Origin of the sequence: Microbacterium keratanolyticum, assembly GCF_016907255.1 — a bacterium.
Taxonomy (GTDB): domain Bacteria; phylum Actinomycetota; class Actinomycetes; order Actinomycetales; family Microbacteriaceae; genus Microbacterium; species Microbacterium keratanolyticum.
Genome location: NZ_JAFBBQ010000001.1, coordinates 243941 through 257204, shown reverse-complemented (window position 1 = coordinate 257204; position 13264 = coordinate 243941). Strand labels below are relative to the sequence as shown.

Annotated in this window: 12 protein-coding genes and 1 tRNA gene; 11 read left to right on the top strand and 2 right to left on the bottom strand. The window is 67.2% G+C overall.

The genetic code is table 11. From position 1 onward, the window contains the following. Window positions 1–13 precede the first annotated feature (13 nt). The 3 genes from JOD62_RS01280 (at window position 14) to serA (ending at window position 2588) form a co-directional block, all read left to right on the top strand. Window positions 14–499: a hypothetical protein gene (locus tag JOD62_RS01280; protein WP_204937534.1), complete on the top strand. Its 486-nt coding sequence runs from the start codon at window positions 14–16 to the stop codon at window positions 497–499. After that, complete coding sequence (locus JOD62_RS01275; protein ID WP_204937533.1) at window positions 496–831, top strand: hypothetical protein; 336 nt, start codon at window positions 496–498, stop codon at window positions 829–831. Before JOD62_RS01280 ends, JOD62_RS01275 begins: the two co-directional genes overlap by 4 nt. A 152-nt stretch (window positions 832–983) precedes the next feature. Further along, on the top strand, window positions 984–2588 hold the full coding sequence (gene serA, locus JOD62_RS01270) for a phosphoglycerate dehydrogenase (RefSeq protein WP_204937532.1): 1605 nt from the start codon (window positions 984–986) through the stop codon (window positions 2586–2588). Window positions 2589–2683: 95 nt separating this feature from the next. Here the strand turns inward: serA and JOD62_RS01265 are convergent, their stop codons facing one another. After that, complete coding sequence (locus JOD62_RS01265) at window positions 2684–3232, bottom strand: TetR/AcrR family transcriptional regulator (RefSeq protein WP_204937531.1); 549 nt, start codon at window positions 3230–3232, stop codon at window positions 2684–2686. Between the two features lie 82 nt (window positions 3233–3314). Between JOD62_RS01265 and JOD62_RS01260 the strand changes: the two genes are divergently transcribed. The 8 genes from JOD62_RS01260 to JOD62_RS01225 all read left to right on the top strand — a co-directional run bounded on the left by JOD62_RS01260 (window position 3315) and on the right by JOD62_RS01225 (window position 12694). After that, window positions 3315–4853 carry an MFS transporter gene (locus JOD62_RS01260; RefSeq protein WP_204937530.1) on the top strand — a complete coding sequence of 513 codons (1539 nt, stop codon included), beginning with the start codon at window positions 3315–3317 and terminating at the stop codon, window positions 4851–4853. A gap of 40 nt (window positions 4854–4893) precedes the next feature. After that, on the top strand, window positions 4894–5940 hold the full coding sequence (locus JOD62_RS01255) for a 3-isopropylmalate dehydrogenase (RefSeq protein WP_204937529.1): 1047 nt from the start codon (window positions 4894–4896) through the stop codon (window positions 5938–5940). A 73-nt stretch (window positions 5941–6013) separates the two neighbouring features. Continuing rightward, window positions 6014–7114 (top strand): branched-chain amino acid aminotransferase, encoded by a 1101-nt coding sequence (locus JOD62_RS01250; RefSeq protein WP_204937528.1) that lies wholly within the window; start codon window positions 6014–6016, stop codon window positions 7112–7114. 75 nt (window positions 7115–7189) lie between these two features. Further along, window positions 7190–7966: a fumarylacetoacetate hydrolase family protein gene (locus JOD62_RS01245; protein ID WP_204937527.1), complete on the top strand. Its 777-nt coding sequence runs from the start codon at window positions 7190–7192 to the stop codon at window positions 7964–7966. Then, complete coding sequence (locus JOD62_RS01240) at window positions 7963–9234, top strand: MFS transporter (protein WP_204937526.1); 1272 nt, start codon at window positions 7963–7965, stop codon at window positions 9232–9234. Before JOD62_RS01245 ends, JOD62_RS01240 begins: the two co-directional genes overlap by 4 nt. 12 nt (window positions 9235–9246) lie before the next feature. Beyond that, complete coding sequence (gltX, locus tag JOD62_RS01235; RefSeq protein WP_204937525.1) at window positions 9247–10752, top strand: glutamate--tRNA ligase; 1506 nt, start codon at window positions 9247–9249, stop codon at window positions 10750–10752. 104 nt (window positions 10753–10856) lie between these two features. Further along, window positions 10857–10928, top strand: a tRNA-Gln gene (locus JOD62_RS01230). A gap of 167 nt (window positions 10929–11095) precedes the next feature. Then, window positions 11096–12694, top strand: a complete 1599-nt coding sequence (locus JOD62_RS01225; RefSeq protein ID WP_204937524.1) for a putative Ig domain-containing protein — start codon at window positions 11096–11098, stop codon at window positions 12692–12694. Here JOD62_RS01225 and JOD62_RS01220 read toward each other — a convergent pair. Continuing rightward, window positions 12685–13242 carry an AAA family ATPase gene (locus tag JOD62_RS01220; protein WP_204937523.1) on the bottom strand — a complete coding sequence of 186 codons (558 nt, stop codon included), beginning with the start codon at window positions 13240–13242 and terminating at the stop codon, window positions 12685–12687. The genes JOD62_RS01225 and JOD62_RS01220 overlap by 10 nt on opposite strands. Window positions 13243–13264 lie beyond the last annotated feature (22 nt).

Sequence of the window (13264 nt, the reverse complement as noted above, 5' to 3'; positions counted from 1 at the left end):
GTACGCTGGGACTATGACATCTGATCCCGATGAGGCCTTCCGCTGGGAGGGCGACGACGCGCGTCCGGCGCGGCCGGAGCCACGTGGCTCGGCTCCGGCGAATGACCGAGCGGATGCGGCGGCGCAGACCGCTTTCACGGAGGCATCCGCATCTGAGCCGGTCGTCGTCGCAGACGAGGCGGTCGAGGCGAACGATCCGGCCGGGATGAGCACCGCGATGCTGCTCACGCTCGGCGTCGTCGGCGGTGTCTATCTGCTCTACTCGATCGGCTGGGCGATCGGCGGAGCGCGACTGCAGGCCTTCGCCCGCTTCGTCGTCACGGATGCGATGTACGTTCCGTGGATGTGGCTGGCAGTGCTCGCACCCGCGCTCTGGTTCATTGCGGCCTGGGTGCTGACGCGAGGCGCTGCATCCTGGGCCCGCCTGCTGGCGCTCCTGGCCGGTGCAGTTCTTCTCGTGCCGTGGCCGTTCGTCCTGATGGGAGCATTCGGATCATGACCGACACCGCACAGACGTCGACGGGGACGCCACGCTGGCTTTCCTGGATCGTGCTCGGAGCGACAGGCCTCTTCTACGCATACGCGGTCTGGAACGCCGTCGCTCACCTGATCGGACTGGCCGGCCTCGGGCTGAATGCGATGGGCTGGTTCACCCTGCTGTTCGCTGTCATCTTCCCGATGCTCGTGTTCGCGGTCGGCGTCGCCCTGACGCGCCGGCGCAACGCGGGGGAGCAGTCGCTTGTGCTGCTCGCAGGTCTCGGTCTCGTGGCTGTCTTCTGGCTGAACGTCGTCGGATACACCTCCCTGAACCTCGACGCACTGCTCGGTTGACGTCCCTCGTCATCCGCGCACGGATGCCGAGCTGTGGCTGTCACATGCCAAAGCCGGCATCCGGCCGCGGGTAGACTGATCCCGATCGCGCCCCCGATGGTGTGCGGCGCATCGGCCCAATCGCCATGTCGCGCTGCCCCGAAGGAATCCCTGTGCCGAAGCCTGTTGTGCTCATCGCTGAAGTTCTCTCTCCTGCCACGATCGATGCCCTGGGGCCCGATTTTGACGTCCGAAACGTCGACGGCACCGACCGCGAAGCACTCTTCGCCGCACTGGCGGAAGCCGACGCCGTGCTCGTCCGATCGGCGACGCAGATCGACGCGGAGGCCCTCAGCCACGCACCGCAGCTGAAGGTCGTCGCCCGTGCCGGCGTCGGGCTCGACAACGTCGACATCAAGGCGGCCACGACCGCCGGTGTGATGGTCGTCAACGCGCCCACCTCGAACATCATCTCCGCGGCGGAACTCACCGTCGGCCACATCCTGAGCCTGGCTCGCCGCATCCCGGCAGCGCACGGCTCGCTGGCCGCCGGCCAGTGGAAGCGCAGCTCGTTCACGGGCGCAGAGCTCTTCGAGAAGACGGTCGGCATCGTCGGCCTCGGCCGGATCGGCGCGCTCGTCGCCGCGCGTCTGCAGGCCTTCGACATGCGCGTCGTGGCATATGACCCCTACGTCACGAGCGCCCGCGCGCAGCAGCTCGGCGTGCAGTTGCTCTCGCTGGACGAACTCGTCACCGAGTCCGACTTCCTCACGATCCACATGCCCAAGACGCCCGAGACCACCGGAATGATCGGTGCCGAGCAGTTCAAGGCGATGAAGCCGACCGCGTTCGTGGTCAACGTCGCCCGCGGCGGCCTGATCGACGAGGCATCGCTGCACGAGGCGCTTGTCTCCGGCGAGATCGCAGGCGCAGGACTCGATGTCTTCACCTCGGAGCCTCCCGTCGAAGGTGGCACCGCCCATGCGCTGCTGTCGCTGCCGAACGTCGTCGTGACGCCGCACCTGGGAGCGAGCACGGAAGAGGCGCAGGAGAAGGCCGGTGTCTCGGTCGCCCGCTCCGTCCGCCTCGCCCTCGGTGGCGACCTGGTTCCCGACGCCGTGAACGTCGCGGGTGGCATCATCGACCCTTACGTGCGCCCGGGCATTCCGCTCGTCGAGAAGCTCGGTCAGATCTTCGCCGCCCTCGCACAGTCGCCGCTCACCAGCCTCGACGTCGAGGTGCACGGTGAGCTGAACAACTACGACGTGAGCGTGCTCAAGCTCGCCGCGCTCAAGGGCTTCTTCACCAACATCGTCAGCGAGAGCGTCTCCTACGTGAACGCGCCTCTGCTGGCGGAGCAGCGTGGTATCGCCGTGCGTCTCGTCCAGGACGACATCAGCGAAGAGTTCCGCAACGTCATCACGCTGCGCGGTGCGCTCTCGGACGGGTCTCAGCTGTCGGTCTCCGGCACGCTGACGGGTCCGAAGCAGATCGCGAAGCTCGTCGGCATCAACGAGCACGCGGTGGAGCTTCCGATCGAGAAGCACCACGTCGTCATGCTCTACACCGACCGTCCGGGCATCGTGGCCGTCTACGGCCAGAAGTTCGGCGAGGCGGGAATCAACATCGCCGGCATGCAGATCGCTCGTGCGGCCGCAGGCGCACAGGCGCTCAGCATCCTCACGCTCGACTCGCCCGTGTCGGAGGCGCTCATCGACGAGGTGGGTGCGGCGATCGAGGCCGACCTCTTCCGTCAGATCGAGATCACCGAGGCCTGACCTCTCGCACCGGTGACGGCGCTCCTGATAACCGAGATCGCATTCCGCGACCGGGAATCAGGAGCGTCGTCGTCTCGGTGAGCTCTCCCGCACGGTCACTCAGGCGCCGTGCTCCGCAGCACCAGCTCGACGAGAGCGTCGAGCTGGGCGCCCCGGGGCACGGCGTTCTGCAGGCTGTTCAGATCGAGCACGTTATTGAAGTAGAGGCCGTCGCTCACGAGGAGCACGAGATCGAGTGAGGCCTCGTCTCGTACATGCGGACGGATGCACTCCGCCCACCGGGCGCGCGCCGAGTGCAGGATGTCCCGTGCGTACGTGTGATCTCCCTGCGCGAGTCGAGACACGGCGACGATCGCGCGATCGAGTGGGTCGTTGTGCAGAACCGAGGTGCGGAGAAAGTAGACGATCGGTCCTTCGGGGGCTGCGCGCATCTGTGCGACGTCTTCTGTGAGCAGCGCGTCGAGCCGGGCGATCATGGCGTTCGCGAGCTCTTCCTTCGTGGCGAAGTGGTAGAGCAGTCCGCCTTTCGACACCCCGGCTCGCTTGGCCGTGGCATCCAGCGTCGCGACGCGCTCGCCCTCGGCGATGAGAAGTGCCTCGAAGGCGTCGAGCACCCGCTCGCGTGCGTGTGGGGGACGAGCCATCGTTGCTCCTCTGCTCAGATCATGATCAGCGATTCCCCTGTTACTATACCAACCGGACGGTTTAGTTACTGAGAGGTTTGTCATGTCGCACACGGCCACGAACGAGACGATCGAGGCGGATGCCCCACGTGTCGGAGCCCGGGGATGGGCGGCCCTCGCGGTGCTCATGCTCCCCGTGCTGCTCGTGTCGGTCGACAACACCGTGCTCGCGTTCGCGCTGCCCGAGATCGCGATCTCGCTGGCGCCCACGAGCAGCCAGCAGCTCTGGATCATCGACGTGTATCCGCTGGTGCTCGCAGGCCTCCTCGTCACGATGGGAACACTGGGTGACCGCTTCGGGCGACGCAAGATGCTCATCATCGGCTCGATCGGTTTCGCGGCCATCTCCGCACTCGCGGCCTTCGCTCCCACGGCAGAGCTCCTGATCGCTGCGCGTGCTCTGCTCGGCTTCTTCGGCGCCATGTTGATGCCGTCGACGCTCTCGCTGCTGCGGTCGATCTTTCGCAACCGCGACCAGCGTCGCCTGGCGATCGCCGTCTGGGCGTCGGCGTTCTCGGCAGGCTCCGCGCTTGGCCCGATCGTCGGCGGTTTCCTCCTCGAGCACTTCTCCTGGGGCTCGGTGTTCCTCCTCGCCGTTCCCGTGCTCATCCCGCTGCTGATCGCCGCACCGCTTCTGCTCCCGGAGAGCCGCGATCCGAACCCGGGACGCATCGACCCGTTCAGCATCGCCCTCTCGATGGCCACCATGCTGCCGGTTGTCTATGCGATCAAGCAGTTCGCCGTTGACGGCCCGACCGTGCTCGCTGCCGCCTGGCTGCTGCTCGGCATCGCGATGGGCGTGCTGTTCGTGCGTCGCCAGCTCGCTTCGGCGAACCCGATGCTCGACATGGAGCTCTTCCGACGCGGCTCCTTCTCGGGCGCCATCCTCGTGAACCTCTTCAGCGTGATCGCGCTCGTCGGCTTCCTCTACTTCGTCTCACAGCATCTGCAACTGGTGCTGGGAATGTCGCCGATGGAGGCGGGCTTCGCGCTCGTGCCCGGCATGGCCGCGATGATCGTGGCAGGACTTGCCGTGGTGCCGATCTCCCGGCGAGTCTCGCCGCAGATCGTGGTCCCCGTGGGGCTCTCCCTGTCGGTCGTGGGATATCTGATCGTGGCCGCCAGCACGCATGCGCACGGCGCGCTTCCCCTGGTGATCGCCTTCGTCGTGCTCGGGATCGGCATCGGCGCTGCCGAGACGATCTCGAACGAGCTCATCGTCACCAACGCCCCTCCGGCGAAGGCCGGGGCTGCCAGCGCGGTCTCCGAGACCGCGTACGAGCTCGGCGCTGTCCTCGGCACCGCGATCCTCGGCGGCATCATCACCGCCTTCTATCGAGGAGCGCTCGTCCTGCCTGAGGGCGTCGCTCCGGATGCCGCGGCGAGGGCCTCGGAGACGCTCGCGGGCGCGTATGTGGTTGCGGGAGAGACCCCCGAACCTCTGGGGAGCGCGATCTGGACGGCTGCGGCGGAGGCGTTCGGCTCCGGTGTGACGATCACGTCGCTGATCGGTGCGGGTCTCGTCGTGATCGCCGGGGTCATCGCGGGCGCTACGCTGGGGAGACGCGCGCGCGTTCAGTGACGCATCCCGGCGTCGACGCGCGCCCCAGTCAAGGAGTGCAATGTCACGCGTCGTCAAACTTGCGGTGATTCCCGGAGACGGGATCGGTCCTGAGGTCATCGCCGAGGCCGAGAAGGTTCTCGACGCCGTCACCGCACAGAGCGACGTCACGTTCGACAAGACGCACTTCTCGCTGGGGGCAGCGCGCTTCCTCGCGACCGGCGACACGCTTACCGACGAAGACCTCGACGCGATTCGCGCGCACGATGCGATCCTCCTCGGCGCCGTCGGCGGCGTGCCGGGAGACCCCCGGTTGAAGAACGCGAACATCGAGCGCGGGCTGCTGCTCAAGCTGCGGTTCGAGCTCGACCACTACGTGAATCTGCGTCCGTCGAAGCTGTACCCCGGAGCATCGGGGCCGCTCGCCGCGCCGGGCGACATCGACTTTGTCGTCGTCCGTGAGGGCACCGAGGGACCATACGTCGGAAACGGCGGATCCATCCGCACCGGCACCCCCCACGAGGTCGCGAACGAGACGTCGGTGAACACGGCATACGGCGTGGAACGCGTGGTGCGTCATGCCTTCGCTCTCGCGGCGAAGCGTCGCGGAAAGCTGACGCTCGTGCACAAGACCAACGTGCTCGTGCATGCCGGTGGGATGTGGCAGCGCATCGTGAACGCTGTCGCGGCGGAGCACCCCGAAGTCTCGGTCGACTACCTTCACGTCGATGCGGCAACGATCTTCCTTGTGACGAACCCCGAGCGCTTCGACGTCATCGTGACCGACAACCTCTTCGGCGACATCCTCACCGACCTCGCCGGTGCCGTCACCGGAGGCATCGGTCTCGCGGCCTCTGGCAACGTCAACCCCTCGGGGGCATACCCCTCGATGTTCGAGCCCGTGCACGGCTCCGCGCCCGACATCGCAGGGCAGCAGAAGGCAGACCCGACGGCGGCGATCCTCTCTGTTGCGCTGCTGCTCGACCACCTCGGACTGACCGCCGAGGCCGCTCGCGTGACCGCGGCGGCCGAGAGCGACATCGTCGAGCGCGACGCAACCGCGCGCACCACGAGCGAGATCGGCTCGGCGATCGCCGAGCGACTGTGACCCACGCCTGACACCACAAGCCGCCAGGCGTAATCTGAGAACGCAAGATCTGCGGGAGAACGGGAAGAGAACCATGACAATCACCGAGACCGACGAGGCAGTGCAGCCGATCGAGTTCGCCGTGACCAAGAACCTTGCTGCGAAGTCGGCGGCCGAGCGTGAGGAGGTTCTCAAGAACCCCGGCTTCGGCACCGTCTTCACCGACCACATGGTCGACATCTGCTGGTCGGAGAAGGGCGGATGGCACCGTCCGCGCGTCCAGCCGTACGGCCCGATTCCTCTCGACCCGGCGGCCTCCGTGCTGCACTACGGCCAGGAGATCTTCGAGGGCATCAAGGCCTACCGTCACGCAGACGGCGGCGTCTACACGTTCCGCCCCGACCGCAACGCCGCGCGCCTGCGCAAGAGCGCCGAGCGCCTGGCGCTCCCGGCGCTCCCGACCTCGTACTTCATCCAGTCACTGCGCGAGCTCATCGCGGTCGACGAGGCGTGGGTGCCGTCGGGCGCCGACCAGAGCCTCTACTTCCGGCCGTTCATGTTCGCCAAGGAAGCGTTCCTCGGTGTCCGTGCGGCGAAGAAGGTCGCCTATTACGTGATCGCCTCGCCGGCAGGCTCCTACTTCTCGGGCGGTGTGAAGCCGGTCAGCATCTGGCTGTCCGAGAACTACACCCGAGCAGGCAAGGGCGGCACCGGAGCCGCGAAGACCGGTGGCAACTACGCGTCGAGCCTGCTGCCCCAGGCAGAGGCCGCGTCGAAAGGCTGCGATCAGGTCGTGTTCCTCGACCAGGATCGCAACGTCGAAGAACTCGGCGGCATGAACGTCGTCTTCGTGTTCAAGGACGGCCGCGTCGTCACCCCGGCTTCCGACAGCATCCTCGAGGGCATCACGCGCGATTCGCTGCTGCAGCTGGCCGAAGACCGCGGACTCACGGTCGAACGCCGCCCCGTCCCGCTGCAGGAGTGGCGCGACGGTGTGGCATCCGGCGACATCGTCGAGGTGTTCGCCTGCGGCACCGCCGCCGTCGTCACGCCCATCGGCGTCCTCAAGGGCGATGGCTTCGAAGATGTGCAGCCGACGGGCGAGCTTGCCCTGTCGCTGCGCGAGGAACTCACCGACATCCAGTACGGGCGTCGCGAGGACAAGCACGGCTGGCTCGTGCGCCTCGACGGCTGAGCGTAGGACGGTACGACGGCCCCGGCTTCTGCGGAAGACGGGGCCGTCGTCGTATGAACTGGCTAGGCTGGTTCTGTGAAGATTGCACGCTTTAGCCACGACGACGCGATCCGCTACGGCATCCTCGACGGTGACGAGCTCGTTGTGCTCGCCGGAGATCCGATGTTCGCAGGCTACGAGACGACGGGGGAGCGTGTTCCCGTCGCCGACGTCGCCCTGCTCGCGCCGGTGATCCCGCGCTCGAAGGTCGTCTGCGTCGGCAAGAACTATCACGACCACGCCGCGGAGATGGGCGGCGAAGCACCCGTCGAGCCGCTGCTGTTCCTGAAGCCCAACACCGCGGTGATCGGCACCGGCGACACGATCGTGCGCCCGCTGATCTCGGAGCGCACAGAGCACGAGGGTGAGCTCGCCGTCGTGATCGGACGCATCGCGAAGAACGTCCCCGCCGACAAGGCCCTCGACTACGTGTTCGGCTACACGGTCGCCAACGATGTGACGGCGCGCGATCTGCAGCGCAAGGACGGCCAGTGGTCGCGAGCGAAGGGCTTCGACACCTTCTGTCCCCTGGGCCCGGTGATCGAGACGGAGTTCGAGCTCGCGGATGCCACCGTCACGACGCGTGTCAACGGTGAGCAGCGCCAGCACGCGCCCCTCACCGACATGATCCACTCGGTGTCGGCGATCATCGCACACGCATCCGCTGCATTCACGCTGCTTCCGGGAGACGTGATTCTCACGGGTACACCGGCGGGTGTGGGCGAGTTCACGGCGGGCGACGTGGTCGAGGTCGAGATCTCGGGCATCGGTACGCTGCGCAACCCCGTGCGCGACGCTCTGCCCCTGCCGTGACCATCCTCACGGATGCGCAGCTCGCCGCGGCGCAGAAGCGCATCGTCGCGGTGCTCTCGTTCGGGCAGATTCTGGGCGGCATCGCGTTCGGTGCCACGGTCTCCCTCGGCGCGCTGCTCGCTGCAGACCTCTCCGGGGACGACGCGCTCTCAGGCCTCGCGACCGCCAGCGTGACTCTCGGCGCCGCAGCTGCAGCGATTCCTCTGGGCAGGGCCGCCGGCCGCTGGGGTCGGCGCTTCTCGCTGACGGCGGGCAACCTGTTCGCTCTCTTCGGCGTCATGGTCGTCGTCGGTGCGGCATCGCTGCGCTCGTTCCCCCTGCTTCTTGTCGGCATCATCATGATCGGCGCGGGCAATGCCGGAAATCTCCAGTCCCGTTTCGCCGCCACCGATCTCGCGAGCCCGAAGCACCGGGGGCGCGACCTTTCGGTCGTGGTGTGGTCGACGACGATCGGTGCCGTGGCGGCGCCGCTGATGCTGACGCCCGGCGAGCAGCTCGGTGCACTGATCGGGATGCCGCCGCTGACCGGCTCCTACCTGTTCTCCTTCGTGGCGCAGGCCGCCGCCCTGACGCTCTACCTCGTCGCACTGCGCCCCGATCCGCTGCTGACCGCGCAGGCGCGTGCGCGCGACGCCGGGAGCGGACCTGCGCTCGATGCGGGGATCGACCGCCCCTGGGTTGCGCGGTACGCGATGTTCGCCGTCGCCGGCTCGCACGTCGTGATGGCATCGGTGATGGCCATGACGCCGATCCACCTCTCACACATGGTGCACGCGCAGCACGGTGCGAGCACCTCGACGACCGACGTGACCGCGCTCGTCGGCGTGACCATCGCGCTCCACGTCGGTGGGATGTACGCGCTCTCACCGCTCTTCGGAATCCTGGCCGATCGATGGGGACGCGTGCGCACCATTCTGCTCGGGCAGGCGCTGCTGGCAGCATCCCTGCTCTTCGCGATCTTCGTGAGCGGTGAGGCCTGGGGCGTCATCGTCGCGCTGACGCTTCTCGGGCTCGGGTGGAGCGCCGCGACCGTCGCCGGCGCCACCTTGCTCACCGAGGTCACTCCGGTGGGCGCACGCGCCAGGCGGCAGGGCCTCAGCGACTCGATCATGAGCCTGAGTGCCGCCACAGCCGCTGCGCTGGCCGGCGTCGTGCTGAGCGGTTTCGGGTATGCGGGGCTCGCGATCGCCGAATCTGTCTTCGTGATTGCGATCGTGGCGCTCACGCCGTTCGCCGTGCGACGCATCCGCGCGAGCCGCTCGGCCTAGAATTGAGGGGATATGGCTACTCCGCATCCCCTCACCACGACCGCGAGCGGCGCCGACGTGCGCGTCCGCTTCTGCCCCTCGCCGACCGGCCTGCCGCACGTCGGCATGGTGCGCACCGCGCTGTTCAACTGGGCCTATGCCCGCCACACCGGCGGCAAGATGGTCTTCCGTATCGAAGACACGGACGCCGCCCGCGACAGCGAAGAGAGCTTCCGTCAGCTCGTCGATGCCCTGACCTGGCTCAAGATCGACTGGGATGAGGGCGTCGAGGTCGGCGGTCCCCACGCGCCGTACCGCCAGTCCGAGCGTCACGACATCTACCGCGGTGTGATCGAGAAGCTCGTCGCTACCGGCGCGCTCTACGAGAGCTACTCGACGGCGGAGGAGATCGACGCCCGCAACGAGGCTGCCGGTCGCGCCAAGCAGCTCGGCTATGACAACTACGACCGTGACCTCACCGACGAGCAGAAGGCGGCCTTCAAGGCGGAGGGGCGTCAGCCCGCACTGCGTCTGCGCGTCCCGGACGAAGACCTCACCTACGTCGACCTGATCCGCGGAGAGGTCACCTTCCCGGCGGGCTCGTTCCCGGATTTCGTGGTCGTGCGCCCCAATGGCATCCCGCTGTACACCTTCGTCAACCCCGTCGATGACGCGCTCATGGGCATCACGCATGTGCTGCGCGGCGAAGACCTCATGCCGTCGACGGCGCGCCAGCTCGCACTGTATGCAGCACTCATCGACGCGGGTGTCACGACGTTCGTGCCGCGCTTCGCGCACATGCCGCTGGTGCTGGGGGAGACGGGCAACAAGAAGCTCTCCAAGCGCGACCCGCAGGCCGACCTGTTCCTGCACCGCGATCGCGGCTTCATCCATGAGGGCCTGCTGAACTATCTCGCGCTGCTGGGCTGGTCGATCGGTCACGACCGCGACGTGTTCTCGCTGGAGGAGTTCGTGGCGGCGTTCGACATCGTCAACGTGAACCCGAACCCGGCGCGCTTCGACCAGAAGAAGGCCGAGTCGATCAACGGCGACCACATCCGGATGCTCGGCGAGCGGGACTTCGCAGAGCGCACGCTGCCGTACCTCGCTGCCGCCGGACTCTTCGACGAGCCCACGCGAGAGCAGATGGTCATGGCGTTCCGTGTCGCCCCTCTCGTGCAGGAGCGCGTGCAGCTGCTCGGTGACGTGCCCGGCATGGTGGGCTTCCTGTTCACCGATGACGTCGCGTACGAGGCGGACGCGCTCAAGGGTCTTCCCGCCAATGCGTGGGAGGTGCTGGACGCCTGCGTCGCAGCTCTCGAGCCTGTGGACGAGTTCACGACGGAGAAGATCCAGGATGCTCTTTCCGCGGCTCTGATCGACACTCTCGAGCTCAAGCCTCGCGTCGCCTACGGTCCGCCTCGTGTCGCGATCACCGGACGCCGTGTGTCGCCTCCGCTGTTCGAGTCGATGGAGCTGCTCGGCAAGGACGAGTCGCTGCGCCGACTGCGCGGTCTTTCCGCACAGCTGGCTGGCTGACGCAGAGACGACGCGCCCGAGCGGCGCGTCGGATCACCGCGTTTTGGTGTTCCGGCCCCGCTCGGGTAGGCTTGTCTCTCGGTGCGAGACTCCGGTTTCGCCCATGGGGTATGGTGTAATTGGCAACACGGCAGTCTCTGGTTCTGTTGTTCTTGGTTCGAGTCCAGGTACCCCAGCAAGAAACAACCCCCGCTCAGGCGGGGGTTTTCTTGTTCCCCGGCGCTGGTGCACGGCCGCGGTGCGTGCTCCCCGGACGGGCGCAACATTTCTGCGTCATCTTCTCGACCTGACCTGCGGGACTCCCGTAGTCTCTCGATCAAGTTGTGTTCCGCAGGGGAGGGGGATGGCTGTGCGTCGTGCGCTGAGCATCGCTGGATTGTCACTGGTGGTCGCTATGGGACTGTTCGTGGTCTCACCGCCGCAGCCGAGCCAGGCCGCGACGGCCTTGGGGCCGGACTTCGTCGACGACTACACCCTCCTTGATCTCGGCCAGCCCGCGGGCGTGCCCCTGCCGCTCGGTGGCGTGACGATCAAGGTCGATGATCCGAACGTCCTTCTGGTCGGAGGCAGTGCGAACACGGCGAACGGTGCGATCTACGCGGTCCCGATCGAGCGCGACCCGGTCACGGATGAGGTCATCGGCTTCGCGGGCCCCGGCACGTTGTACGCGGATGCCCCGTACATCGACGGTGGGCTCGCCTACATGCCCGGAACACAGACGCTCTTCTTCACCGCGTATCCCACGCATCAGATCGGGCAGATCCTGCCTGGTCAGACGGCGCCCGCTCGGATCGATGATCTCGCGGGCACGGGCATCCCGGAATCGGTGGGGTCCTTCGTTTTCACTCCGGTGTCCTTCGGTGGTTCGGGTGCGCTTCGCGTCCTCTCATTCAGTCAGGGTGGCTTCTACACTCTCCCGTTCACGCCGAACGGGGACGGGACAGTCACTCTGGGCGCGACGGCGACGCCGGGCCCTGCTGTTCCATCCGGAGCCGAGGGCGTCGTGTATGTACCGGACGGATCGGCGGCTTTCCCGGCACCCAGCATGCTGATCGCGAATTACAGCAATCAATCCGTCTCCGCTTACGAAGTCGATGGGGTGGGCGCGCCAGTGCTGGACACCGAGCGCCCGTTCCTCTCGGGTCTCACAGGGGTGGTCGGCTCATACATCGATGTGCTGTCGGGTGACTTTCTGTTCACGTCGTTCCACGGGGGCAACAGCGTCACGGTCGTGCGCGGCTTCGCTTCCACGGAGATCGCTCCCATGATTCACACGGCGTGGGTGCCGACCGCGACGGTCGGTTCTCCCTACATCACTGCGATCGCGGTCACAGGTGAGCCGATGCCTTCTGTCGTCGTGTCGGCGGGGGAGCTGCCTCCGGGTCTTGCGTTCGATCCGCTCTCCCGAGTGATCTCGGGCGTGCCAGAGGCGCCGGGCGAATTCAGCTTCAGCGTCACGGCGACCAACAGCGCCGGGACAGACACCCGGGCCTTCAACATCTCCGTTGCGCCGCTGACGGTGGTGCCGGACATCACGACCACTGCGCTCCCGGACGGCAAGGTGGGGACTGCCTACGAGGCCGCGGTCGCGGCGACCGGTGTTCCAGCTCCGACCTTTGAGGTCGTGAGCGGGGCGCTCGCCCCGGGCCTCACGCTCGATGCTGTGACCGGGAAGATCACCGGAACCCCCTCAGAAGCGGGCGACTTCACCTGGGAGGTCGCCGCGATCAACAGCGCGGGCCGTGACACCCAGGAATTCCGTGTGGTCATCGCCGCCTCGCCGGTCATCACGCCTTCGCCTACTCCAGCGTCATCGCAGACACCCTCCTTGGCCGCGAGCGGCATCGATCCGACCCCGCTAATCCTCGCGGGTGCTGTCGGTGCTGTGGTCATCGTGGCCGGTGCGGTGACTTTCCTCGTCGGGCGTCGTCGTCAGGGGTGACGCGGGCCCGCGGCCAGGAGAGCCTCCAGCGCCGAGAGCCGCGTCCCCGGGGCGCCGGAGAGCTCGGCTACGGTGATGCTGGCATCGAGGACGTCAGGGCTGTCGATGAGGTCGAGGAGCGCGGCATCCATCGCCTCGCGCAGTTCCGGATTCTCCTCCTCTCCCACGGGAATCGGATCGCGGGCACTGAGCGGCAGCACGATGAGCACGTCGACGGCGCGCATCGCGTGAACGGTGAGCGCCGTCGCGCGCTCGAGCGCGTCCTCATCGAGTGCTGCACCGCTCAGCGTCTCCATCGCGCGAAGGTAGGCGAGGAAGTCCAGCGGGCCACGCTCGGCAATGAAGGGAGCACCGTCGTGCTCTTCCGTCAGGCGGTCGGCGGCACGACGCAGCTGCGCTGCGAACATCGCGACGCTGGGAGAGTCTGACGACTCATCGAGCAGTTCGAAAGGGTCCGGAAGCACCGTGAACTCCGGATGCCGGGTGGCGAAGTCCGAGATCAGTGTGCTCTTGCCACTCGCATGGGTCCCGGAGACGACGACGCGCATAGCGGGAGACTACCGGCGCGCG